This is a genomic window from Butyrivibrio sp. XPD2002, from assembly GCF_000423945.1.
Classification (GTDB): Bacteria; Bacillota; Clostridia; order Lachnospirales; family Lachnospiraceae; genus Butyrivibrio.
Window position 1 is genome coordinate 74920 of sequence record NZ_AUIY01000018.1, and the last position, 24251, is coordinate 99170.

Sequence of the window (24251 nt, forward strand, 5' to 3'; positions counted from 1 at the left end):
CAGCGTGTGCTTTACCGGAGCAAAAGGTCTGAATCTTATCTAAAATAAGTACTTCGGTGGCGATGCTTCACCTGAAAGTACTAATATTTCCGTAGTAAGAGTGACGCGTGTTTCACTTAAGACTTCGGAAGAATCAAAAAGCGGCTTTCGAGCCGCTTTTTTGATATTAATACAATATGAAATGATTATTAAAAAATTATAGATACGACCTTTTAAGGAAAATATTATGTATAATTATTTTGCTGCGAATAGAGACTTTGTGAAATTATATTTCAGAGGTTGACACGTATGTTTAAAATGTGCTATTCAACTTTGTTATAAATGGCCATCAGAAAATTAGGCGTAATTTGCGCTTATATTTCTTGATGGTTTTTTATATATCATTTTCTTATAGGAGGTTAATTTATGAGTGAGAGAAAGAAAAGTAACAACAAAATGATTAAGAGAATTCTTAGTGGCGTTATGGCTTTCGCTATAGCGCTGAGCATGTGCATGGTAGCTATGCCGACGAGAGTATTGGCAGGTGATGATGTATCGGTATCGACAAATTTTTATGTTTATGATGGTGCGGTTCATAATAATGACTCTAGTACAAGTAAATATGATATATCTGGCTTTGGTTTATTAAACGTAGCAAGTCCAGAAGCCATAATGGAGTATTCAAATAACACGCTAAAAATAAAACAAGGCATTACTATATCTGATGTTGGTGACACCGGAATATGGATTTTTAGTCCTAATCAGACAATAGAATTATCAGGAAATAACACATTTCCTAAAGTAAGCGTCGAAACTGAGTGTGTAACGATAAAAATGACTCAAGGCTCTACTGTAGAAATTACCAAATTTATGTCTTCCACAGAAATGACCCTTCAAAAAGCAGTAACCGCTGGACATCTTAAGGTTGAGAATGGCAAAATTGATGGCACCAAGATTGTTTATGGCGAGAATACTCCTGATCCCGATACTCCCACCGACGTCAAAGTTGATGATGAAGTATCAGAAAAAGGCAAAACTACTGCAGAAGCTCCCACTTACAAGGTAACAAAGAAGGATGGCAACACAGGCGAAATAACCTATGAAAAGCCCGCTACAGATGCAGCAAATGTAAAGGAAACTGAGGAAATTCCATCTGAGGTAGTTCTTCCCGATGGCAACACCTATAAGGTAACAAAAGTAGCTAAAAGAGCTTTCGCAGACGCTCCCGGCAAAGAAAAGATCAAGGAAATCAAGGTCGGTGAAAACGTTGATGAAATCGGAGAAGAAGCATGCAAGGGCCTTCCTTCACTTGAAAAAGTAAATCTTGGAAAGAACGTTAAGAAGATTGATAAGGGCGCATTTGCTAATTGCGGAAAGCTTAATAAAGCTGACCTTCCCGCTGATCTTGAAGAAGTCGGCGAATCCGCATTTGAAAGAACAAACCTTCCTTCCGCTAAATTTGGCAAGAAGGTAAAGAAAGTCGGCAGAAAGGCATATTACAAGTGCAAGAAGTTCAAAAAGCTCACTGTAAAGTCTAAAAAGCTCACCAAGAAGAGCCGCGTTGCAAAGAACGCTTTTGCCGGAACAAATAAAAAGTTTAAGGTAAAGGTTAAAATATCTAACGCAAAGACTAAAGCAGCTACAATCAATGTTTTCAAGCAGAAAAAGATTGGTTATAAGCCTACCTGGTCTGTAAATTAATTGTTCAGATAGTTGATATGATATGGAGCGAGCCTATGGCCCGCTCCATTATTATTCCTTCGACTTTAATAACTTTTAATAACTTAGTGTCAGTTTAATAAGTTTTAATAAGTTTTCAATTTTTACCATATCTATTTTCACAGTTTTTACACAAAACAGTCACTTTCTCTTACGATTTGGGAGTTATGATAATACTCAATTAAGAGAGTACCCCCTCTCTTAACCCCCTCATAAGAATAGAAAACTTTTCTTCAAACACATAGGCTGGCAACTCCCGTGACAAGGTGCCAGCCTTCTTTCATTAATCGACTAAACAGAAATATCTAATGCAAATATGATATTAATTTCTGTCTATTCTTGTACAATTTTAATCAAAATGCTCTGTATCATTTTTTAAAACCCAAAAGGCTTATAGTTCCGCTTGGTCAACACTCAAAAACTCATCTGGAGTTTCTTTCAAAACAGCCAAAAGAGGAATTTGTTATCGACCATATTGGTCAACAGAATTGTGGCATTTACGTCCTATTATTGCCTTGTTATGACACTTATGTCACTACGATATTGAAGAGATTACGTCAGTTCTGACAATTATCTCTTAATCGGTTGCTCTGCGGAATGCATGTTGAGGAGACGGTTACGTATATTCGCGAAGAATTATTCTGACTGATTGACCTCCCGCCCCGCTTGAAGATAAACCCTCTCTGATCCAATTAAAAGAGCATCGCAACCAGCGATGCTCTCCCACTCATAAACCTCTATCATTCACTCTTTATATGCTTTACAAGTGCAATTCTAAATCCAGAAGGTGAAACCATTGTTACTTCCTTGGAGCTCTGTGTATCCAAAGTATCATCTCCACGGGTATTGGTGAATCCATGTTCCTTCAGAATATTATACGCTGCATCAAAATCATCTACATTCATACGAATAATCACATAATCCTGCGGAACTTCGTCCACCTGTGCTATATCTATGTGGAAGCCTTCCTCATTTTTCATACGAGCAGTTGATACTTCTCCGCTTCCCGTCTGAGTAACCGGGCTATGTGTCTTTGCAAATCCAAGTGCCTCGAAGACTGAGATTGCTGAATCTGCATCTTTAGATACGATAAGTGGATCAAATGTTGTAATATTCATGGTCATCCCTCCTCTTATAACTCAATATAATTCAATAACATCTAAAACTATAAGCCTTTATACCCATCATTAAAACAAACCCACCATTAAAATTTCCTAAATTAAAATTTTATAAAATGCTCTGTTGCAAGAAAAAGTAGTGCTATATATGCAACAATTCTGCTTCTGCTTCATGAAAACAACGATCAATGCAACATTTTTCCATCGATAGCTGTTTAAATAATGTAGCACAATATAAGGTACTAAGGAGGAATAAAGGAATTGAAAAAGGTTGGATATAAGAAAGTACGTTTGATAATATCAGGTTTTTTGCTGTTTCAGGCGTTGATTATGTGTGTACTTAGCGCATGCAGTAATTGGTATTCAAAAGTTCTGGTTTCATATGTTGAAGTCCCCGCATATGTAACCGATGTCTGGGAATATAATGGTGGTCGATATTCATCTACCAGGTATAAATATACTATTGTTTATACGTACGAGGGACAGGAGTATAAGCGTAGAATAGATTGTAGTTCAAGCCCTGATGAAGACCTGACACGTGTTTGGATTAATCCTGTAACCATGAATATTTCTGAAGATAGCCGGGAATCATACGAACAAGCCGTTTGGGTGTTTGGAGCTCTGGCTATAGTAGTATTTTTGGCAGCCATCATTTCGTTCATAGCAATAACAGTTTCAGAAAAAAGGAAATTGGAAATTGAAGACTCAATGAGGAGCTACGTAATATGAAACGAAGGACGATTTTGACAGGGGTATCATTAGCAGCATCTATACTTGTAAGCGGCTGTGGTATGATCGACAACGCTGCGGATAATTTTGTTGGCGTAATACAGCAGACTAAAAGGGAATCAGAGGATTGGGATTACGGTTTTAAGATTGCCTATAAAGAGGTCAAATCCTCTTATGATGGCAACAAGACATTTTCTAATCCTGAAAATGACTATTCTAAAGGAGAGCTTTTTGAGGGAAAATATGCTGTTCTCATGATGGACGATGCGGAAACTGCTTCGGCGCTTTATAGGACTATTAGCAGGAATGCGGATGCCAGGATTGCAGATTTAGAAAAGACTACCCTGGAAGTGACTAAGCAAGCCAGAGCTGCCTACGAGGATGCTATCGACAACGACCGACCCTTCATCGGGCCATATTATTACTATGAAAATGTTAATGTGATTCGTGCGGATGATACACTGGTCAGTACAACGACTACGATTGATGAGTTTTACGGTGGCCCTCACGATAATATTGTACAATATGGCTGCACCTATGATACCAGGACTGGAGAAGAGCTGAGAATCGGAGATGTTTTAAAGTGCTCCGAGGACGAGCTGAGAAGGATTCTGGCAGAGGAGCTATATGCAACTGAAGAGGATGAAAACCAGTTCATGAACCTGGATAATACGCTTTCTCATTATAAATTCGAGCCAGTCAGCTCCTATACTTCGGACGATGAAAATGCAGAATTGCCATATAACTGGTATTTTGCAGGTGATGGTCTGCATTTTATCTTCAATGTCTACGAGCTTACTTCTTACAACTATGGCGCCTCGGACGTCGTTCTTGGATATGACGAGTATGAGAGCGTGATTGATGAAAAGTATATTCCCGCTGCAGATAGCTATTATGTGACATCGCATACGGTTTATGCAGGTAGTGACAAGCCTGATGAAAATGGGATCACTCTGGATTTCATTGCAGATATCAAGAATTCAGGCATAATGGTAGATTATTATTACGTCCACCAAAAGGATGGAAAGGCTTTCATATATGTAGTTCTTCCTGAAGAGGATGAATCCTACAAGCTTTTCGTGTATGAAGTCACAGATGGAAATCCCCGTCCAGTCAGCATAAGAACCTGCGAGAGATCTGCGGAGGAGTTGAAGGATGGCTATACCGCATATCCTGCTTATGCCTTCTGGGGAAGGGATTTGATGGGCAGATAGTGTGAAGATGATATTTAATTAATTTTAAGAGTATTCATCATGTAGGAAAATCTGTGTCCAAAACCTTCTGCGCTTTCGTAAGTGTAGTGCGCAGTTCCTACAAGGCTTCCGTCTCCTGAAGGAATAATATATATCGCCTGAAGCTTTGAAGAAGATTCTGCAATTGTAATTACTCTTCTATCTTTTTAATCTCCGGGATTATCTCATAATCATCCGTAATCGTAATAACGGCATAAGTCGCTTTATCACCTGAGACCTGGGGATAGCAGATGCTTCCGGGGTTTACAAGGGTGATGTTGTTTTCGGTGTCCTTTACTATCTCAGCATAGTGGCTGTGCCCGAAGAGAACAAGGTCAGCGTGTCTTGACTTTGCTGCTTCCTTTAAAGTCTTAAGGTTTTCCTCATATTTGACATTGTAGGCAGTTCCATGTGTTGCCCATACGCTTAAGAAGCCAGCCTTGAACTCTTCATCGAGTGGAAGGCTGTTCCCAAAGTCGCAGTTACCGCGGACTATCTTTACTTCATAGGGCGGATTGTCTCCTGTTATGGAAGTGATGGAGCCCTGAATATCTCCGCAGTGGACAAGGATATCGAAGGGAGATTCCTTCTCGATCGCCTTTTTGGCAAATCCAGGATAACCATGTGAATCAGATATTACTAAGAGTTTTACGTTCATGTTGATATCTCCGATATATTATTAGCCTACAAAAACCTTACTCAAGCTGTTACAATGCCTTTTTAGTTTCACCTACAATTTTAGCCTCGTTCTATATGGGCATCTTTGAGAATAGCCTCCACGTCAGCGCCTATAATATCAAGGCCCTCGGCCTTAATCTGGTATACTTCGTCTATTCCGTAAAAATTATTGGCGAGCGCTTTTACATACCCGAATCCGGGTTCATCAGATAAAATCGGTCCACCGGCTGTTGTTACGTAATACAGCTTCTTTGCCTTGCAGAGCCCCATAGGAGTGCCGGTTTCCGAATAGGTAAATGTCAGTCCAAGGACATTGATCTGCTCAAAAAACTGTTTAAGCATGGCAGGAAATGATAGATCATAATAAGGAGCAGCTATTACTATTAAATCCGCATCCGCGAAGTCTCGCCCAAGTGAAAACATGGAATCATCGTATTTTCCTGCATTTTTCAAATCCTCTCGATGATTTATGAACTCTTCATCTACGATAGGGAATTTTACATTTTCCAGTTTTACTTCCTTTATTTCGCCTTCGAGAGTAGCAAGCAGCTGCTTAGCTAATCTGAGAGTTCTTGATTCCTTGCGAACACAGGCATTAACAAATAGAATCATAGGATACTCCTTTCTTTTGATTGCTTTTCTATACGTTATTATCCAATTTTCTTCCAGTCGGATCGATCCAGAAGATAGTCAGTGACAGATTCCTTTAATTCCTTTTCAAAATCTTCCTTTGTGACGTCTTTATCCATAACTTTATATTCCGGAATGTTCGATTCAGAGTCAGAATTTGAAAATTCTTCCTGGACAAAAAGGTGATTTACAGGTTCTTTCTCTCCTGCCGATTGATAACAGTAGATATCATAAGATATCTGGTCACCGTAATCATATTCCTCAACCATCAGGCCGTTTTTAAGCGGATAACTATAGCAGATCGCTTCTACACTGTCACTGTACCAGCAGACAATTTTTCCATCTGCATAATGAAATACAGAATTAAAAGCGCCCGGATCATCTTCCATCTGAATCAGAAGCTCGTCTGTTTTATCGCCATCAAGGTCCAAAAATGTGTACTCATAATCAAAAGCTTCTTCGGAAAATTCAGGGACAAACCATTGATCCTTTGATGAATCAAGAAGACTGGTATCTCCTGATACAAACTTTTCAAAAGCTTTATGGGCAACATCGTTTTCATTGCTTGTCTGATTTTTTAATGGCCCGCAAGCCGCTAATAAGCTGAGGCCAAGTATGCCTGTTGTTATAAGTTTAATTCTTTTCATTTTTTCTCCAGTATATTACATATTATCCTTCACTTTTACCGCGATAATTCTTCCCTGAGCGCGAAGAGCCCCCTCTGATTCCACAGTGAAAACGGTATTTTTCTCAAACATTCCTATTGCGAAGCCCATTTTAAGAAACCAAGGCATATCTTTATAAGCTTCAAAGCTTGTTCTATCTAGGAATTCCTCTACAGATATTTCCTCAACATATCCATAAGGATTGGCAATAACCACTTTGTCATTTGGAATATCTAAGCCGGTTATCAGTGAGTAATGAAGGGTCCATTCGTCTCCATAAAGAGCTGCCCACTCGAAAGGAACAGGAATACCATTAGCCAGATTATTGTAGACAGCGTCGATAAGTTCAGTATTTTTCATGTACTTATGAATGGTGGTTTTGTATTCCGGGAACTGCTTGTTCATTTCGGCACAAAAAGCTTCTCCCGTTGAGGTTATTACTTTTCCATAATCAGAAAACAGACTTTCCTCAGTAACATTTTTGCCACTCCATGTACTGAACATTTCTATTACGGCATATCCACAGGAAATATCCTGTTTTATGACTTCAACACCATCTACAGATACCGGTGTTGAATACTTGCTATCCTGAAAAATGGATGAATAATCATCTAATATTGCTGATGTCCTTATTTTTAAGCTTACTAAAGCGATGATAACTATTGTGAAAAAGAGTGCAATTATGCTCAATATTACGATTGGTATTTTTGCGTGTTTATTTTTTTTCATTCCATCTCCGTTATGTATTTAGCTGATTTTTTTCTGGTTATTTAGATTTTTGATCTGCGAAGTAATGTTTTTTTGCATAAGCAAAATGTTTATTATAGCTTTTGATAGCCGCTTTCCCTGCAGGGCTATCAGGTTCACTCATGTCAAAGGCATGATATAACCCCTCATATACATCAACTTTAGCAGGTATTCCTGCGGCTTTAAGGTTGTTGATATATGTAAGGGTTTCGCAATAGAAGGGTTCTGTGGTACATACAAAGGTATATGCCGGTGGAAGCCCTGAGTAATCCTTTTGTCTTGCGGGAGCAGCGTAAGGCGATACTTCCTTTTTGGCATTTTTTCTGAGATAAACAGCCCATGCCTGGTGGTTTCTTCTGGTATTCCAGACCTTTGCATGATTATCTCTGGAACTATCCGTATCGAAATTGTCGATCATAGGATAAAGTGGCATCTGGAATGCAATATTAACCTCTCCTTTGTCCCTTGCGTACATTGAAATAGCAGCAGCCAGGCCACCGCCCGCGCTCTCGCCTCCGACCATTATCTGACTTGGGTTTATACCAAGCTCCCTTGCATGTTTTTTCATATACAAAAGAGCTCCGTAGCAATCCTTAAGAGCCGTCGGATAAGGGTGGAACAAGGATAAATGATAGCCTGGAGCTATTACAACTGCGCCATGGTTTCTTACAAGATCGGCAGCTCTGCCTATGTAGGCCATTTCTTTCATTCCGGTCATGTAACCACCGCCATGGATCCACAGTACTCCGGGCGCATTCTTGGGTTTAGATATGGGCTGCAAAATAAGGAGCGGAACTCTAAGACCATTAACTCTTATTGATGTTCTTTTGCTTCGTATACCTTTAGTATTAAATCTATACATAACAGTTCCTCATGAATATTGTCCCGATTATGCTTCTTTTGCCACAAAACCGATTATCATAGCTATTATGAGTATAGGGAATGCCAGGTAAAGCAGTCCACCAACAACCATTGCTATAAGAATAAACGGCAAAAATACAATATAGAAAGCTATCTTTATTATGCTCCATGAGAACTTAAAAGCAAATCCTATGAGCTTTCCAACCATGCCAAGTAAGCAAATGTAAAAAATAAATGTCAGTAACATGTTCATCACCATCCTTTTATGAATAAACAAGTGTTTTTGTTTATGTTTATATTCTACATACAAACTGTTATCTGTTATATATTATATAGAGAAAAAAACAAGACCTTATTTCCCTTTTGGGGAGAAATATGGTCGTTACATAAAAAATCAAGTAGAATCTCAGGGTACTCCTTCTGTAAACTCTGGAAGATTCCGCCTACTGCAACCCTGCATTCTACAGGCCCCATGCCTGAACTAATCTGCATTATCATCACGCATTACCTCCCTTGTAGTTATATATAGGCTTGAGGATCTTTGTGATGTCCACAGTTTCTGCTACGGCATCCTTGATGTAATCGATATTCCTGTATGCAAAAGGTGCTTCATCCAGTGTGTCCTTGCTGATGCAGCTTGAATAGATGCCCTTCATGGATGACTTTAACTCGGATACTGTATGGGATTTTAAGGTCTGTTCCCTTGAAGTAAGCCTTCCGGCACCGTGCGGTGCAGAACAGTTCCACTCTTCATTTCCCTTTCCTTTTCCAAGAATCACGCCATCTCTCATATTGATGGGGATGATTACATCTTCATTTTTCCTGGCGGAGATAGCGCCCTTTCTAAGGATGGGCTCATTTCCATCAAAGTCTGCGTAATTGTGGATGCATGAATGGATTTCCTGACACTTCCATTTCATTCCCTTAGCAATTTCTCTTATGATAATACTGCGGTTCAGGTCGGCGTATTCCTGGACTACTGCTATGTCATGCAGATAGTCTGAGAGGAGTTCATCGGTGAGATATGTAAGTTCAAAGGGAATATCCTCTTTTCCGTGCTTCTTAAGGTACTCATGGCCTTCACTCATGTAGTACTCTGCCACTTCTTTTCCAAGATGACGGCTACCGGTATGAACTATGAGGTATCCCTCGCCATCATCATCTACATCAATCTCAATGAAGTGATTTCCACCGCCCAAGGTTCCCAGGCTGAGCATGGCCTTCTCATATCTTATGTGCTCAGCGCAAAGAAGCTCTGCAAGGTCAAAGTCTGCAGCCTTGGAATGCGCTGTACTTCTAATACCAAAGCCCACCGGCACATTCTCTCGGATCACGGTATCAAGCTTCTGAAAATCCTTTCTTACCTTTCCAATCTTTACCATGCTCATTCCACATCCGATATCAATGCCCAGAAGTGCAGGAATTACCGCATCTTTTACTATCATGGTAAGTCCGATGGGACCAACCTTTCCCGGATGAACATCCGGCATTACTCTAATATTGCTGCCCTTGGCAGCCTCAGTGTCACAGATCATCTTTATCTGTGCGATGGTATACTGATCCACGTTTCCATCAGACTCATCTCCAATGCACATGATCATGGCATCTGAGTATTTTCCATTTATTTGTATCAAAACAAACCCTCCGTGTGGTGTCTTAGCAAAAATGCGCGCAAAAACCTTCCAAAATGTTGATCAGTCCAGCTTTTTCGTTAATCGCTCTAGTGAATCCGGGTCAATCGTAAGTACGTTTGACGAAAAGATTGCCTTTACAATCCAGAATAAAATCACAAGCACAAGTATCGGGATGATGCATGTAGTAACCAGCATTACTGCGAGGGTTTCAAGGAGACTGCTAAGAAAAGAAGTGACCTTGTCCACGGTATTGCTGGTTATTGATGTAAGCTCGCTGAATATTCCACCCTCTGCTTCTCCTTCGATATCCAGGTCATTGTACTCTTCAACTGCAGAATTTACGCTGTCAGCCTGTGTTTTATAAACCATGTCAGATAGCTTGACACTTGCAGGGACAATTATGAAAATGATAAGTCCTAAAAAGGCGATCTTTCCTGCAACGTTGTACCACGTCTTTTTTCCAAATAATACCGCTGCGCATATAACTATGCAGGCTGCAGGTATAAGAACCGAAAATGCTATGTAACCTGACAGGCTTATAAGGAATTTTTCAAGGTAAAGTGCGCTGAGTATCACCATGAAATACTTTGCAAGCTCCGCGAGCTGTTCAGCAATAGGTGTGCACATATCCCCCGGAAGGAGTGAAAGTGTTGCGGAGGTTCCTGCAGCACCTGCAGAGAGAGTCATTACGGTTGATATCTTTTCATCCGTCTGCTCTATGGAATGCTTGTGGTTAGCGGGATCGCCGGCCCATGGTGCTATTTTTGTAAAAGAAATAACTGCTATAAGTAAAAAGAATGCTATTAGCGTCGCTTTCTTAAGATTCATTGCTATCCCTCCATTCAAAACTTATGTCATACCCCGATGCCTGCGGGAAATTACCTATGAAGTTCCTGATAAGGCTCTCTGCCTGATCATCTGAGCGCTCGAGAATACCGTTTTCAAGGGCTTTTGCCTTTGCAGCCTCTTCAAATTCTGCAAGGGACATGTTGTAATCTTCAAGCTTTATCGGATTCCAAAGAGAATCCTTCTCAGAGTATATCTTAAATGTGTCTTTATCTATCGTTGTCGCCTGTATCTCAGAATGAGGAAGCTCTACTGTCAGGTGCTTTTTGTCTTCATCCTTGGAAATCGTGATCTTTTCAAAATCAATTCCGGCCATTACTTTCCCATCATAGCTGTAAACAAATCCCGACTCTGACGGAATGAATTTGAATATCTTCGTCTCCTTGGTATAGTTCTCCACCTGTGTGAAGTAGTATTCCTGCGTCATGAGGATACCCATATTTGCAAGGCCGTCCTGTATTGTCTCCGTGCTGATGGAAACAAGTACTTTATCCTCTTTGTCTTTCATTGCGGTAATTGGAGTGTTCTCCTCAGAAGTATCCGTGGAAGCGGATTTGTCCTTATAATAGCCTGCCATAAGAAATATCATTGCAATGATAGCAATGGCTATGAAACCTAAGCTGACATATTTTCTAGTCTGTTCTGATACGTTCATCATGTTGTCCTTTCTGGTTAGATTTTAATGTAAATTTAAGATTCTCGAAACCGACTTTTAACATGTAACTGCTATTGTTAGCTTATGGATTTATGCATGCATTTTTCCTGTTGTAACACCATTTTTCCACCAAAACAGGAGGTCATGGCTTATGAAAACAAAGAGAATCTTGTCATTATTTTTATGTGCTGCATTTATTATGATCACATTTACAAACAAAGTAAATGCCTCTTCTCCCGCAGCCGACATTGATACTATCGAAGAGGACGCATCCTCCACACCTACCATAGACCCAAATAATTACACCCTTGATGAATTGAATACCTATACAGAGACATTGATCAGTAACAAGTGGGGCAAAGACCAATTCCAATTTCGAGTTTATGAAGATTGCGTAGTTATTGATTTATGGGGCGATGGTATAGCTGATTTTGCTGAAATGGCCAAAACCAATGCTGAATATAAAGATCTTTGGGATAGCACCGTTGAGAGCATGCGAGATATGAGCGAGCTCTTTTACGGCCAATATTCCAATTTTGACATGGATACCTATGTATATGTTCTAAATGATAAAAATCTCGATAATGTCCTTATCATGACAATGGATGGTGTTAGAATTTTTGACTGTGTAAACGATGATGAAGATACAGGGGTAACAATCGACATGACCAGAATGCGATTCAGATAATACAGATTTCGATATTTGTAATTAAAAGAGGAGGGTGCAACTAACCCTCCTCAATTTTTCGCATTTAACTTAAAAAAGGTTCCAGCACTCGCCAGAACCTTTAGATACAATAAATTAGTCTTTTATCTCTATGCCCTTTTCTTCCATATACATCTGTGACAGATATACTGGGCCTTCCCACCATATTTTCAGATCAGTATCATATAAAAGCTTACATGTCTTTGACTGCAGAAAATCTGCGAGTATGTCATTTTCAGGCATATCTAGTTTGCTAGAAAGCTCTTCTACTGTCATGGCTATGAGCGAATCGACGGTATAATCAAGCATATCCTTTGTAATTACTTGTTCAGCCATATCTTTTCTCCTTGAACAAATTCAAGTGCACTTAATGCTTTATCAGATCTGAAGCAAAACTGGTCTTTTAACCTTTCAGGAAGAAGTCTTCCAATACACAATGAATCCGCTTCATCACTTCCAACCTCACCAAAAGCTCCATTTGAAAGATCAGGTTTACTCACTTCGCAGTAACTACCATGGTAAAGGGTCATTCCATTATCAAGCTTTATCATTATCTCCAAACCCCTTTCTTGTAAGGTAGTCATTCACGTCATAAAAGACAGCCTCATCCCCTTCACAATGGAATATGCCAAAACCTTTTTCTATGTAGCCAAATACATCGTATTTTTTAAAGATGGCTCCTATCTTACCAATAGGAAGATTCCATTTTTCAGAAGCAAGCCGCGCAATTCGTGTCTGCATGAATACTATCTGCATTCTTTCTGACATATCTTATCCTTTCAAGATTGCTATTTGTCCAATTAATTTTATCACAAAAGAGTTCTGATAGTGGCTGATCATTTCGTGTTATGACAATTATTCTTGGACAATCTGTCAATTCCCTAAAAATGTTGCAGCACCAATATTGTAAACACTGATTGTTTGTCCAAACAGTTCAGCTTTTTCAGAAGTGACTTCCCCTTTTTCTACCCTTATTGCACCATCTATCAGTTTATCTACTATTGAGAATTCAACTGGACAGGTACCATGGCAGGGATAGATATTCTTTATATCCGGTGCATGTTGCTTAAGTCTTTTAAGGCTATGAATATAGGCACTCATGTTTCTCATGGGACCAAACATGAAGATCCTGCCATCCTGAATGGGATCGCCACTGAAAAACGCTCCGCTATCTTTATCAAGGAGTCCTGTACTCCCAGGAGTATGGCCGGAAAGTGCTATTGCAACAAGCTCTCTTTCTCCAAGATTGATAACGTCGCCATCGTAAACAGGTATGATATTCTGCCAGGTATAGGATTTATCGTAATTTACGAGCTCTGCCGGGTTAATCATGACTTCATCAAACTCATCATTACTTCCTATATGGTCAATGTCCGTATGTGTATTGAACAGACCTATCGGCAGTTCTGTTATCTCCTGCGCCAGCTCTTTGGCATTTCTTGTCTGCATTCCGCTGTCGATAAGAAGTGCCTTCGCCTTACCAATTACCAGGAAAAACCTTACTCCCTCTTCATCATACTGATAAGTATTGTCATCTATCTTTTTCCAACCCATAATACCCTCCCGTTTGTTGCTTGGTCTAACTTCCTCTTATTATACAGAAAAATCCTCCTGCCAGCAGCATTTATACTGGTTTCAAGGGGCTTAAACTTGCTCTGGGCTACGCGCCATACTAACAATAAGGACTTTTGACAAGTAGGACTATCCCTTATAATCCGAGCCTACGTGACATTACTGATTTGGCAGCATTCCTCGCGTATTGGCGCGCCCATACCCCATAATACAAAAAAAGGAGCCATGACAAAAGCCACAGCTCTTAATAGCAAGTATGATATTATTCAATTCCTGACGCCCTTCATTAAGAGCCCAGCAAAAGCAACAAAATAACCATCATCAAATATAACTCACTGTCTCTGACAAAGGCTTCCTGCTATTATGATTGTCCAGCGGACCCGCGCCCTCGGCAGCATATCCAAGATCAAGAAGCATAAGGATTTCTTCATTTTCAGGAAGACCGAGATCTTCAGCAAGCTTGTCAGGGTCAAAGAAATTGAGCCAGCAGCTGTCAACGCCCTCATCATATGCTGCAAGCATCAGATGTGTTGCAACAATGGATGCATCTTCTATACCGGAATCTCTTTTCTCACCCGGATATGTAAAAACATTGTTCTTATCAAAAGCGACAGCAAGAACTGTAGGTGCGCCGTATCTGCAGGGTGTTGCCTTGTCAATCTTGGCAAGTGCTTCCTCAGACTCAATGACATAAATGTGCTGCTCCTGAAGATTCTTTGCAGTAGGTGCAAGTCTTCCTGCCTCGAGGATATTATTAAGTCTTGCTCTGTCTATTTTTCTTTCACTGTACTTCTTGCATGAGTAACGATTTTTAACTACTTCCTTAAACTCCATCTTTATCCTCCTGCTTTTTGTGCTTAGTTCTATTAGATTGCATGCAATATATAGTGATATATTAAAGCACTTTTAGAATTAAATCAATACTATTATGCAGGTCTTCCTTCACATTGATATAGCTTCTCAAAAAAACACCTTGAGCGCACTCATCATCATGTATATATTCTTTGATATCTTTAGAAAGCCTTTTCCGTTTTCTTGTAGCCATTTAAGTTCCCCTTATCTTCACTTAGCATTTTTCTCGCTGTAAACAGCATGGTTATAAAGCATGCCATTCCACCCACAACGTTACTTACAGGCTCCGCAGCAAACACTCCGTCCGTTCCCAGGTGGAAAATGTAAGGCAGTGCGTAGGTCAGAGAAACCACGATAACAGCCTTTCTGAACAATGAAAAGAATATCGCATGCCCTTTTCGTCCAAGAGATTTGAACACAACCTGGCCTGTATGCTGGAACGTCATGAAAATGAAGGTCGAGAAATACAGGTTAAACGCAGGTACAGCGTCCATAAGAATCGTAGTGTCCGAGCTGAATATTCCGATGACCTTCGCAGGGAAAATCCTTATGAAAAGCCATACGATTACAGAATAGCCAAAGTCCAGAATAAACATCAGCAAAATGGCCTTCTTTACCCTGTCATATCTTCTCGCACCGAAGTTGAAGCTTATTACAGGGGATGAGCCCTCTGTTATAGCAATGATCGGCGTTTCAATCATCTGCCTTGCGCTGTTTACGATTGTCATGATGGAGATGTAGATGTCTCCGCCCACGTCTGCCAGAACATTGTTGCAGCATATCTGCACAAGCGCATTTGTAAACTGCATCATAAATGCGGCCATTCCAAGACCTACGATATTGAGGATTCTTGCGCCGCTTCGCATTACCTGATCGAACCTTAAAATGCTTACAGGAATACTTATCTTTTTTCCGAAAATGAATTTAAGAACATACGCTGCGGAAAGTGCCTGGGATATTACAGTAGCAATCGCAGCGCCTTCAATGCCCATACCAAGCGCAAAAATGAAAATGGGGTCAAGTACAATATTGGCCGCTGCGCCAACAATAACAGTTGTCATTCCTACAAGTGAAAATCCCTGGGCATTTATGAACGGATTCATGCCGGTGGCGATCATCGAAAACGCCGTTCCGATCATGTAAATCCTAAGATAAGGCAGGGCGTAAACCAGAGCCTCGCTTGATGCTCCAAACAGCCTCAGAATCGGCTCTCCGAACAACTCTCCAATCAGGAAAAGTGGCACAGATGTTGCAATCAGCAGAAAAAATGAAGTGTTCTGAATAGCTGCGGCCTCTTCCTTTTCGCCCTTTCCTCTAGCCATTGAGAAAAGCGGAGCGCCGCCACTTCCGTACATATTTGTAAAAGCCGTGACCAGAATAACTATGGGGAAGCACAGTCCCACTGCTCCAAGAGCCGCCGTTCCGATCAGCGGAATTCTGGCGATATAAATCCTGTCCACGATGTTATATAAAAGGTTCAGAATCTGTGCAACCAGCATCGGAAGCGCTGTTGCCAGAATAATGTTCAAAGTTCTGCCGTTTTTAAAATCAATCTGTTTCATTTCCCAATTTGCCTGCCATTATAGATATTTCTCCATGTTTTCGAAGATGACCTCGTATGCATCACTCCACATATGAATGCCATCAATCGTATACTCCTCCTTGGTTCTGCCATTTTCATCTGTCAGACCATCGTTTACATCGATATAATTATACCCAAACTCCTTAGCCAGCTCTTCCACTGCCTTGTTGGCTTCATCAAGTCTCTCCATACGAAGCTGCACTGCCTTAAGAGCACCCGGCCAGGCCTCATTTGCGGCGACCGCATCATTTACGGGATAATATGCCATCATGAAAACTTCAGCATCGGGAAGTCTCTTCTTGATATTGTTAAGAACCTCCCTATAATCAGAAATCAGCTTTTCCTTAGTTTCTTCAGGTATGCTTATATCATTAGTACCTATATTAATAAAAATTTTTGAAGGTTCAAGAGCAAAAATCTGTTCATCCAATGCCTTAAGCATCTCAGGGATAGTGTATCCGCCTATTCCCCTGTTATAAATTATTTTGTTCATTCCGTGATTTAGCATGATCTCCTGTATAGGAAACTGCTCCATCAGCGATGAACCTGTAAAAAGTATCTCACCCTTTTTCACGAATTTATTAAGATGCCTGTATCTTATAACCTTGTCATCCTTCTCTTTTTGAAAAAAATCCTTTGCAATATCCTTTTCTCCTGCCATTTTTATCCTCCTGTTTTTCTATTACAAAATGCATAAAAACAGACTGCCAATAATATAGATACAGTCTGTTTTCATCTTTACTTTATGGATTTCACACTCTCTTTTTCCACGATATGTCCGGTAACTATATGAACATGCTGATCAACAGTTTTGCCCTGAAGTAGGCTTTCTACAATAGAAATCGTTCTGTCGACCATCTGCTTCATGTCTACTTCATAGGTAGTTATTTTCACATCGCAAACGCCCGGGAAAATAAAATTATCATATCCAACCACGGAGATATCATCCGGAACATTATAGCCCTTCTCCTCCAGCTTTTTTATAAGCTCGCCTGCAGTCAGATCGCAGTTACATACGAAGGCTGTGGGCATTTTTGAAGGGAGCTTAAACTTGTGCGCTTCAAAAATAATACCTGTATCCTTGTCTCTATCCTCTATAATCCGGTCTTTTCCGGGAGTAATTCCGTGCTCCATCATGGCCTTAAGATATCCAAGATATCGGTCAGTTATTGATGCAGTTTGTAAAAGCGATCCCACAAATGCGATGTCTGTATGTCCTTTTTCGAATAAATAGTTTGTCAGATAATAGGATCCATAAAAACTGTCCGATATTACGGACTGCATCTCCTGGTTCTCATCGTTAAAATCGAGATAAACCGTGGGAACAGATACATTTTTCTTAAGAAAAGCGCAGTATTCCTTTGAAAATTCGCCAAGCAGAATAAGCGAAGATACCCTCTTCTCACGAAGCATATTTGACAGTATCAGCTCATCCTCCATATTGTAGGTGATGACCTCCAGCATGCTGTAGCTCTGCATATCTGAAATCTTGGCTGACAGCATCTGATACATCTGCAGATAGAAGGAATTGTACTTGCTGAAATGCTTCTCATGAATAAGAATACCAATATTGTAGCCTGCGCCTTCACTAGTCTCCTTCACAGAGGCCGAGGGCTGCTTGTAGCCGAGCTCGTCAGCAAGCTTAATTATCTTTTCTCGCATCTGCTCGCTTACACCCTTTTGTCCTGACAACGCCTTTGAGACTGTTACAACGCTTACGCCCACTTTTTCGGCTATGTCCGCTAATTTAACTGACTTTGCCATTATCTGACTCCTTATAAATTCATGTTCTGTTTAGCTAAAATATAAAACAATTGATTAATTTAGTCAATAAATTAGCTTAAATTTTATGGCATACATTTTCCACAGTAACTATATTTGACCAGACGCCTTTACCGCTTTCATTGCAAGCCCTTAATCTATAGGAATAAGTCTGGCCATCAACCGCGGTAATATCATTAAAGCCGGGAATGCAATTTATACAGTCCACACCGTCAACTTCAATGTTTTTTCCGGAATCAAAAACGTATTCCTTTTCGCCGGCTACTGTTGTCCAACCGAATTCATCTGCGGTTTCGCTTACTCTTCCATTCGCTCTTTGAATCTCATAGTAGGCGCCTCCAACAACTCCTCGCCATTTGATATCTGCCACATTCCCATTTTCAAAGCTGTCCTCGTATAAAACCGGTGCTTCTTCAGTTTCAGGCCCAGGTATCGGTATCAGCCTTGCTTCTTCATAAGTATCTGCCTTACCATTTGCTATCTGTGCATAGGCATAAATACTTCTGACGATCTCTGTTTCACCATAATAATCGCCTGCGGGAAATCCCGGCCAGTGATAGGAAGCCCAATATCCATCCTCATCATGAAAATAGAAGCCAAAGCCATCCTTATGGGCTCTAAGGCTCCACATCATTACTCCGTTCGCATGATGTATGCGCGCCTGCTCAAATACCTTGATGCAGGGATCTGCTTTAATATAGGTTCCAAATTCCCCGAGAATATAGGGCTTTCCGGCTTCTTCATGAACTAGCTCCGTTTCATCTGCACACCTTTTTGCAAAGTCGCCTTCATAATAGTGTGCTCCCAGAATATCTGCGGGGTTCCCGGCACTTCTGCTTCTTTTTGTAGTGGACATTCTGCCGTCAAGAACCAGGTGATTACTGTCTAAACACTTGATAAAACTAATTATGTCCTTTGTCCACTCAGACAGCTCTTCATCATGTAAATCCTGACATTCCGGATTGCCGCCGAGCTCATTTCCTGTCTCCCAGCAAAGGATAGCCTTATCATCCTTGTACTTAATTCCTGTTACGGAATTTTCTCTTTCAAGCACATGGGCTATCATCTGCTTAAACAGATCTCTTGGCTTTTCTTCAGTGTAGAATTTCCACGCCCACTGATAGAAGGTGCCTCTTATGGGTGACTCACCCTCTGATAATCCTGCGAGCCAGACATAGCTCTCCATGCCGCCTACCCAGTGCCAATGATCCACGAAAGGAATGATCAGTCTGATTCCGTATTCGTTGCAGACAGCAAGGAGATTATCGAGCTCATTAAGCGCATCCTCGTTGAATATGAGCTTTCCGTTTTCATCCACTCCCTTTACGTAGGCCCATTTGTCATTATGTCCGTTAAAAACAGGGATTACATAGCTTCTTGTTACATTTCCGCCCATGGTTTTTATAGTCTTAATAGCGTTTCTCTGCTCCCAGGGCTTATCGCTTGTGGCCTGGGGATAGTTGAGCGAAACAAACTTAAGCTCTTTATCCCCATCCATAAGCCTTGTACCACTTCTGGTTATAAAATTTTCAAATACACTTTTCACCAATCATCCTCCATATCCTTGTTGTTATTTGACAGCTCCGTCCGTTACGCCGCTGATTATGTATTTTTGGAGGAAAACATATATGATTATCGTCGGTACAGCTACAAGTATTATTGCTGCAGACATAAGTGGCCATTCAGCAAGCTTATCTCCGGAGAAGGAATACAAGCCTGTAGCCGCAGTTTTTACCTTGGGCATATACATATACGGTGTAAAGAAATCATTGTAAATTCCCAGCATTTTTAGTATGACTGTCGTTGCGATCGCCGGCTTAAGCTGAGGAAGAATGATCTTATAGTAGATCTGAATCCTGCTTGCGCCATCTATCCTCGCACTTTCATCAAGGGCCTTCGGAATCTGATTTATAAACTGAATGAAAATATAAATCTGCATGATATCCGTTCCTATGTACAGGATGATTCCGGCAAGCAACGAATTATAGAGTCCAAGGGCTTTGATGATCTGAAAAGTCGCTATTGTTACTGTCATTCCGGGAATGAAGGTCGGCACCAGGAATGCCATATATACTATCATTTTGCACTTGAAGTCATATCTTGAAAGTATGTATGCAACCATGGTTCCGAATAAAATGGCAAGCGGTACGCTTATAACCACCAGAATCCCGGTGTTTATAAAGCCTGTGACAAAGTTTCCTTCATTAAAGGCTCTTATGTAATTCTGAACATTAAACAGATTTTCAGGGATCGAGTAGACACCCTTCATCATGTACTCATCATTCGATTTAAGGGATACGTTAAGTATGATGAAAAGCGGTGCGAACACGCCTATTACGCCAATACTCAGAAGCAGATATATGAAAAATCTGCCCAGCTTATTATTTACAATAAAGGGAGAGGATGGAATATCTTTCATTTTTATCTTATGCATTTTCTTTATCCTCTTTTAATAACACTCTCTGAACCAGCACCAGGAGCATGATGATCATAAGCAGTATCACACCCATGGCTGCGGCTTTTCCATACTTGCGGTAATTATATGCAAGCTCAAGCGACTTACTGATAAATGTTGCGGTTCTTCCGTTAGGGCCGCCCTTCGTAATGAGGAAGGGCTCGAAGTACACCTGAAGCGCTCCATTCAAGCTAAGTAGGAGCGATACCTTGAGCATACTTTTTATATTAGGAAAAGTGATATATGCAAGAGTTCCGAAGAATCCCGCACCATCTATCCTCGCTGCTTCAAACACTTCACTGGGGATGGACTGTAGGGCAGCCACGTAGATTACCATGGTATACCCTACATATTTCCAAAAACTAATGAAGGACAAAGCAAAATTCGTCATGTATGAAGTGCTGATAAAATGTACCGCATTTATCCCCAGTGCCTCCAGGATGAGGTTTACCGGTGAATTGCTGTAGTCATACATATAATTGAACATGAAGGCTACAGCCACACCGTTTATAATATATGGCATGAAAAGGACTGCCCTGAAGGTGGTTTTCATTCTGATGTTGCTGTTGAGGAGAACTGCCAGGAATAAGCCCGCGAACTGCTGCAAAATCGCAGTAAGTACATAAGCCATATTGTTGGAAAAGGTGCTGAACAGCTCTTTTTGTCCGAGAATATCCTTATAATTTCTCGTCCCGATGTACTTCAGATTCGGGCTCATTCCGTTCCAGTCCGTGAAGCTAAGCTGTATAAGCTTAGCCAGGGGATAATATGAAAATAATGCCAGCAAAATCATTGGGATGAATAAAAATCCCACAATTATAATTCTGTCTTTTGCTTTTGAACTCATCTCTTAATTTCCTTCTACCCAGTTAGGACGCTCCGCTGCCCACTTTGCATTCCAATCATCCACAAGCTGCTGTGCCTTGGCATCATCTTCCTCCATAACGTATGTAAGGAAGAACTGCTGGCCATCGAGCTCGATTGCATTTCTGATGTTACTGAACGCAGCGGTTCCTAAAATAGGTGAAAGGGGCTCCACACCGTAGCTAAGAAGTTCTGCAACAAAAGGATCCTCTACAGCGATATTCTTGTTTGAAGGAATATCTGCATCTGAAACGGGGTTATTAAGCATATAGGAAAGGAATGCCTTTGCAAGCTCGGGAGACTCTGTATCCTTTGAAATTCCCCACTGTTTTCCTGATCCGGCCTTGATATTCTTAGCTCCGGGGAAGGGGAACATTCCGATATCCTCAGCATTTGCGCCAAGCTCTACAAACTGTTCAGGGAGCCATGTCTCTGAATAATGCATTGCTACTCTGCCCTGAGCCAGATCAAGCTTGAACTGATCCCAGTTAGCTGACATAATGTCTTCCTCCAGCTCACCCTTCTTGTAGAGATTTCTTACAATATTCATGGAATCGAGCATTACGTCATCGTAGATTTCATCCTGCTCTGCGTATTTGTTCTCACCGCGCTCATCACCTGCTGTCAGGTTTACTTCGCCCCATCCGCACCATGCATAAATCGGCCAGATATCCTTAAAAGCTGTTCCCACAGGTGTAATTCCTGCTTCCTTGAGCTTGTCGCAGTCTTCATAGAATTCATCCACAGTCTTGGGAACGTTCTCAATTCCTGCGTTTTTAAAAGCCACCTTGTTGTAGATCATTCCACAGTAGGAAACTGTCAGCGGAAGAACATAGAGATTACCGTCCGAGCCGCGGCCATTTTCATAGAAAAGTATGTCGTCAGCAGTAAAATCGAGATCATCTATAGGCAGGAAATAATCTGCATAAGTATCCTGGTTAATAGGATCAACCACATAGAACAGGTCCGGTGCTTCACCACCGGCAATTCTTGTAGGAATCACATCGTCGTATTCCTTGATGGTCTCAAACTCTACTGTAGTTCCGGGATTCTCCTCCATGAACTTAGCAGCGTAGGCGGCAAAATCCTCTTCCAGATCAGTTCTGTTACTTGCTACCACGATTTTGCCTGTAAGCTCAGGCTTTGCAACTTCTCCGGTACTGTTTGCTGTTTCGCTCTCAGTAGCTGTATTACCGGCCTCAGTTACTCCGATTTCTTCCTTCTTCTCGCTGGCGCATCCTGCCAGTGTACTTAATGACATGGCCGCTGTAAGGCCAAGTGCTATTAGCTTTTTCATCATAACCCTCCAATGCTTCTCATTCTTGATTGTTTAATTATTTACCTAAATTTAGTTGCAACTGTTGGTATTATGATAGTTAAATTTACTTTGTTTTTAAATAGCACCATTTTGGATTTATGTGCATATCTTTAGCTATGTGCAAAATTCCTGTATTCATTTGGAGACATGTGGAATTTCTTCCTAAAAGCCCGGCCAAAGCTGGGTGCATCCTCATAGCCCACGGCATTTCCTATTTCATAGACCTTGAGCCTTGGATCCTTCAAAAGTTCAATAGCCCGCTCCATCCTTACCTCAAACACATAATCTGAGAATTTCATTCCGGATTTGAGCTTAAATAGGTTGCTGAAATATGATGGATTAAGGTCAACTAACGCAGCCACATTCATAAGGGAAAGAGACTTTTCATAGTTGGTCCTTATATAGCTCTGGGCCATCTCTATTTTGGATATATATGTCTTCATTCTTACTCCTGATGTAACGCTTCCAGATTTTTCCTAATGAGATCACATCTCTGTCTTACGCAAAGAACTGATCTGCCCGGATCCTCCGGTGTGTTGAAAACGTAGTCAATAAGCTTGTTCACGGTTGTTGTGGCAACATGCATCCTTGTATCGGATGACGCATAATAGATGAAAACTTCACCCTTTTCATTGACTATGGCGCCATTTGTGAATACCACATTTGACACATCTCCGACTCTTTCCTCGCCTCTCGGTCCGATTAAAAGTCCGGAGGGCTCAGCGATCACCTTAGACGGGTCATTAAGGTCCGTTGCGAATGCATAGATAACATATCTAAGTCCAGCTGCGGTATTTCTTACTCCATGTGCGATATGAATCCAGCCCCTGTCTGTCTTTATCGGGGTTGCGCCGGCACCGTTTTTAGCCTCTGTGATAGTGTGATATTTCCTGAGACTGGTCATCTTCTCTTCGTCTATAACAGCATGGGTTATGTCGTCGCACAGGCCAAAGCCGATTCCGCCGCCACTTCCTGTCTCAATGAAATCGTCCATGGGCCTTGTGTAAAAAGCGTATTTGCCATCAACAAACTCAGGATGCAGCACCACGTTTCTCTGCTGAGGAGAATTAAGTGTCACAAGATTGGGAAGCCTCTCCCAGCTCTTAAGATCCTTGGTTCTGACAATCCCCGCAGCAGCCACAGCCGCTGAAAGGTCTGAGGAAGCTTTATCCTTACTTTCTGAGCAAAATACTCCGTATATGTATCCATCTTCATGCTTGGTGAGTCTCATATCGTACACATTGGTCTCCTCCGGGCAGACATCCTCAAGAAGTATCGGATAATCCCAGAATCTGAAGCCATCTACTCCGGTGCTGCTCTCAGCAACTCCAAAGAAAGACTTTCTGTCATTTCCCTCGATTCTGGCGATCAGATAGTACTTTCCATCAAGATAGATCGCGCCGGAATTCATCACTGCATTTATTCCAAGTCTTTCCATGAAATAAGGGTTTGATTCCTTTACCACATCATATCTCCAGGTGATAGGCGCATGATCCCTGGTAAGCACGGGATTCACATATCGGTCAAATAAGCCATTATAAAAGTCGGACTTATTGTTCTTTAGCTCTATCAGCTTATTTTGCTTCTCAAGTTCCACATAGTAGTTTTCATGTATCATTGTTTTCTC

30 protein-coding genes are annotated in these 24251 nt (G+C 41.0%); 4 read left to right on the forward strand and 26 right to left on the reverse strand.

The annotated features are described in order from the left end of the window. The first annotated feature begins 405 nt into the window (after positions 1-405). Positions 406-1680, forward strand: a complete 1275-nt coding sequence (locus G587_RS0110430; RefSeq protein WP_026492191.1) for a leucine-rich repeat domain-containing protein — start codon at positions 406-408, stop codon at positions 1678-1680. Between the two features lie 758 nt (positions 1681-2438). On the opposite strand, the gene G587_RS0110435 is transcribed toward G587_RS0110430, so the two are convergent. Further along, positions 2439-2816, reverse strand: a complete 378-nt coding sequence (locus G587_RS0110435) for a glyoxalase/bleomycin resistance/dioxygenase family protein (protein WP_026492192.1) — start codon at positions 2814-2816, stop codon at positions 2439-2441. Positions 2817-3077: 261 nt separating this feature from the next. On the opposite strand from G587_RS0110435, the gene G587_RS0110440 reads away from it, so the two are divergent. Both G587_RS0110440 and G587_RS0110445 read left to right on the forward strand, forming a co-directional pair. Next, entirely contained in the window at positions 3078-3545 is a 468-nt protein-coding gene (locus G587_RS0110440) for a hypothetical protein (protein ID WP_026492193.1), read from the forward strand. Further along, the gene (locus tag G587_RS0110445) at positions 3542-4759 is read left to right on the forward strand and encodes a DUF3298 and DUF4163 domain-containing protein (protein WP_026492194.1); all 1218 of its coding nucleotides are present in this window, start codon (positions 3542-3544) and stop codon (positions 4757-4759) included. Before G587_RS0110440 ends, G587_RS0110445 begins: the two co-directional genes overlap by 4 nt. 169 nt (positions 4760-4928) lie before the next feature. Here the strand turns inward: G587_RS0110445 and G587_RS22345 are convergent, their stop codons facing one another. The 10 genes from G587_RS22345 to G587_RS0110495 all read right to left on the reverse strand — a co-directional run bounded on the left by G587_RS22345 (position 4929) and on the right by G587_RS0110495 (position 11496). Continuing rightward, positions 4929-5435, reverse strand: a complete 507-nt coding sequence (locus tag G587_RS22345) for a metallophosphoesterase family protein (protein ID WP_051200956.1) — start codon at positions 5433-5435, stop codon at positions 4929-4931. An 80-nt stretch (positions 5436-5515) separates the two neighbouring features. Continuing rightward, the gene (locus tag G587_RS0110455) at positions 5516-6067 is read right to left on the reverse strand and encodes an NAD(P)H-dependent oxidoreductase (RefSeq protein ID WP_035786360.1); all 552 of its coding nucleotides are present in this window, start codon (positions 6065-6067) and stop codon (positions 5516-5518) included. A gap of 38 nt (positions 6068-6105) precedes the next feature. Then, entirely contained in the window at positions 6106-6732 is a 627-nt protein-coding gene (locus G587_RS0110460; RefSeq protein ID WP_026492196.1) for a hypothetical protein, read from the reverse strand. A 15-nt stretch (positions 6733-6747) separates the two neighbouring features. Next, on the reverse strand, positions 6748-7479 hold the full coding sequence (locus tag G587_RS22350; RefSeq protein ID WP_081679411.1) for a C39 family peptidase: 732 nt from the start codon (positions 7477-7479) through the stop codon (positions 6748-6750). A 37-nt stretch (positions 7480-7516) separates the two neighbouring features. Continuing rightward, on the reverse strand, positions 7517-8359 hold the full coding sequence (locus G587_RS0110470; protein ID WP_026492197.1) for an alpha/beta hydrolase: 843 nt from the start codon (positions 8357-8359) through the stop codon (positions 7517-7519). A gap of 27 nt (positions 8360-8386) precedes the next feature. Then, complete coding sequence (locus tag G587_RS0110475) at positions 8387-8605, reverse strand: hypothetical protein (protein ID WP_035786395.1); 219 nt, start codon at positions 8603-8605, stop codon at positions 8387-8389. Positions 8606-8679: 74 nt separating this feature from the next. Then, positions 8680-8856 carry a hypothetical protein gene (locus tag G587_RS25460; RefSeq protein WP_155829497.1) on the reverse strand — a complete coding sequence of 59 codons (177 nt, stop codon included), beginning with the start codon at positions 8854-8856 and terminating at the stop codon, positions 8680-8682. Further along, complete coding sequence (locus tag G587_RS0110485; protein ID WP_081679415.1) at positions 8856-9953, reverse strand: RtcB family protein; 1098 nt, start codon at positions 9951-9953, stop codon at positions 8856-8858. The genes G587_RS25460 and G587_RS0110485 overlap by 1 nt, the downstream gene beginning before the upstream one ends. 99 nt (positions 9954-10052) lie before the next feature. Then, positions 10053-10820, reverse strand: a complete 768-nt coding sequence (locus G587_RS0110490; protein ID WP_026492200.1) for a hypothetical protein — start codon at positions 10818-10820, stop codon at positions 10053-10055. Further along, on the reverse strand, positions 10810-11496 hold the full coding sequence (locus G587_RS0110495) for a DUF4230 domain-containing protein (protein ID WP_026492201.1): 687 nt from the start codon (positions 11494-11496) through the stop codon (positions 10810-10812). Before G587_RS0110495 ends, G587_RS0110490 begins: the two co-directional genes overlap by 11 nt. Before the next feature lie 148 nt (positions 11497-11644). Between G587_RS0110495 and G587_RS0110500 the strand changes: the two genes are divergently transcribed. Then, positions 11645-12181, forward strand: coding sequence for a hypothetical protein (locus G587_RS0110500; protein ID WP_026492202.1), 537 nt, complete (start codon positions 11645-11647; stop codon positions 12179-12181). Between the two features lie 114 nt (positions 12182-12295). Here the strand turns inward: G587_RS0110500 and G587_RS0110505 are convergent, their stop codons facing one another. From G587_RS0110505 to G587_RS0110570, 15 genes are all read right to left on the reverse strand, one after another. Beyond that, complete coding sequence (locus tag G587_RS0110505) at positions 12296-12535, reverse strand: hypothetical protein (protein WP_026492203.1); 240 nt, start codon at positions 12533-12535, stop codon at positions 12296-12298. Continuing rightward, on the reverse strand, positions 12520-12750 hold the full coding sequence (locus tag G587_RS0110510; protein ID WP_026492204.1) for a hypothetical protein: 231 nt from the start codon (positions 12748-12750) through the stop codon (positions 12520-12522). The genes G587_RS0110505 and G587_RS0110510 overlap by 16 nt, the downstream gene beginning before the upstream one ends. Next, positions 12737-12967, reverse strand: a complete 231-nt coding sequence (locus G587_RS0110515; protein WP_026492205.1) for a DUF3791 domain-containing protein — start codon at positions 12965-12967, stop codon at positions 12737-12739. Before G587_RS0110515 ends, G587_RS0110510 begins: the two co-directional genes overlap by 14 nt. A gap of 105 nt (positions 12968-13072) precedes the next feature. Continuing rightward, complete coding sequence (locus G587_RS0110520) at positions 13073-13753, reverse strand: MBL fold metallo-hydrolase (protein WP_035786363.1); 681 nt, start codon at positions 13751-13753, stop codon at positions 13073-13075. A gap of 339 nt (positions 13754-14092) precedes the next feature. Continuing rightward, positions 14093-14605: a nitroreductase family protein gene (locus G587_RS0110525; protein ID WP_026492207.1), complete on the reverse strand. Its 513-nt coding sequence runs from the start codon at positions 14603-14605 to the stop codon at positions 14093-14095. A gap of 61 nt (positions 14606-14666) precedes the next feature. Further along, entirely contained in the window at positions 14667-14816 is a 150-nt protein-coding gene (locus tag G587_RS25465; protein ID WP_155829498.1) for a hypothetical protein, read from the reverse strand. Further along, complete coding sequence (locus G587_RS22355) at positions 14785-16185, reverse strand: MATE family efflux transporter (protein WP_051200959.1); 1401 nt, start codon at positions 16183-16185, stop codon at positions 14785-14787. Before G587_RS22355 ends, G587_RS25465 begins: the two co-directional genes overlap by 32 nt. Positions 16186-16203: 18 nt before the next feature. Then, a complete protein-coding gene (locus G587_RS0110535; RefSeq protein ID WP_051200960.1) occupies positions 16204-16866 on the reverse strand; it encodes a GDSL-type esterase/lipase family protein in 663 nt (220 codons plus the stop codon). A gap of 77 nt (positions 16867-16943) precedes the next feature. After that, complete coding sequence (locus G587_RS0110540; RefSeq protein WP_026492209.1) at positions 16944-17969, reverse strand: LacI family DNA-binding transcriptional regulator; 1026 nt, start codon at positions 17967-17969, stop codon at positions 16944-16946. 76 nt (positions 17970-18045) lie between these two features. After that, on the reverse strand, positions 18046-19533 hold the full coding sequence (locus tag G587_RS0110545; RefSeq protein ID WP_026492210.1) for a cellulase family glycosylhydrolase: 1488 nt from the start codon (positions 19531-19533) through the stop codon (positions 18046-18048). Positions 19534-19557: 24 nt separating this feature from the next. Next, positions 19558-20421 (reverse strand): carbohydrate ABC transporter permease, encoded by an 864-nt coding sequence (locus G587_RS0110550; protein WP_051200961.1) that lies wholly within the window; start codon positions 20419-20421, stop codon positions 19558-19560. Beyond that, positions 20414-21289 carry a carbohydrate ABC transporter permease gene (locus G587_RS0110555; RefSeq protein WP_026492212.1) on the reverse strand — a complete coding sequence of 292 codons (876 nt, stop codon included), beginning with the start codon at positions 21287-21289 and terminating at the stop codon, positions 20414-20416. Before G587_RS0110555 ends, G587_RS0110550 begins: the two co-directional genes overlap by 8 nt. A 3-nt stretch (positions 21290-21292) precedes the next feature. Beyond that, complete coding sequence (locus G587_RS0110560; protein WP_026492213.1) at positions 21293-22603, reverse strand: ABC transporter substrate-binding protein; 1311 nt, start codon at positions 22601-22603, stop codon at positions 21293-21295. 131 nt (positions 22604-22734) lie between these two features. Further along, the gene (locus G587_RS0110565; RefSeq protein ID WP_026492214.1) at positions 22735-23067 is read right to left on the reverse strand and encodes a helix-turn-helix domain-containing protein; all 333 of its coding nucleotides are present in this window, start codon (positions 23065-23067) and stop codon (positions 22735-22737) included. Positions 23068-23069: 2 nt separating this feature from the next. Next, positions 23070-24242, reverse strand: a complete 1173-nt coding sequence (locus G587_RS0110570) for a glycoside hydrolase family 130 protein (protein ID WP_026492215.1) — start codon at positions 24240-24242, stop codon at positions 23070-23072. Positions 24243-24251 lie beyond the last annotated feature (9 nt).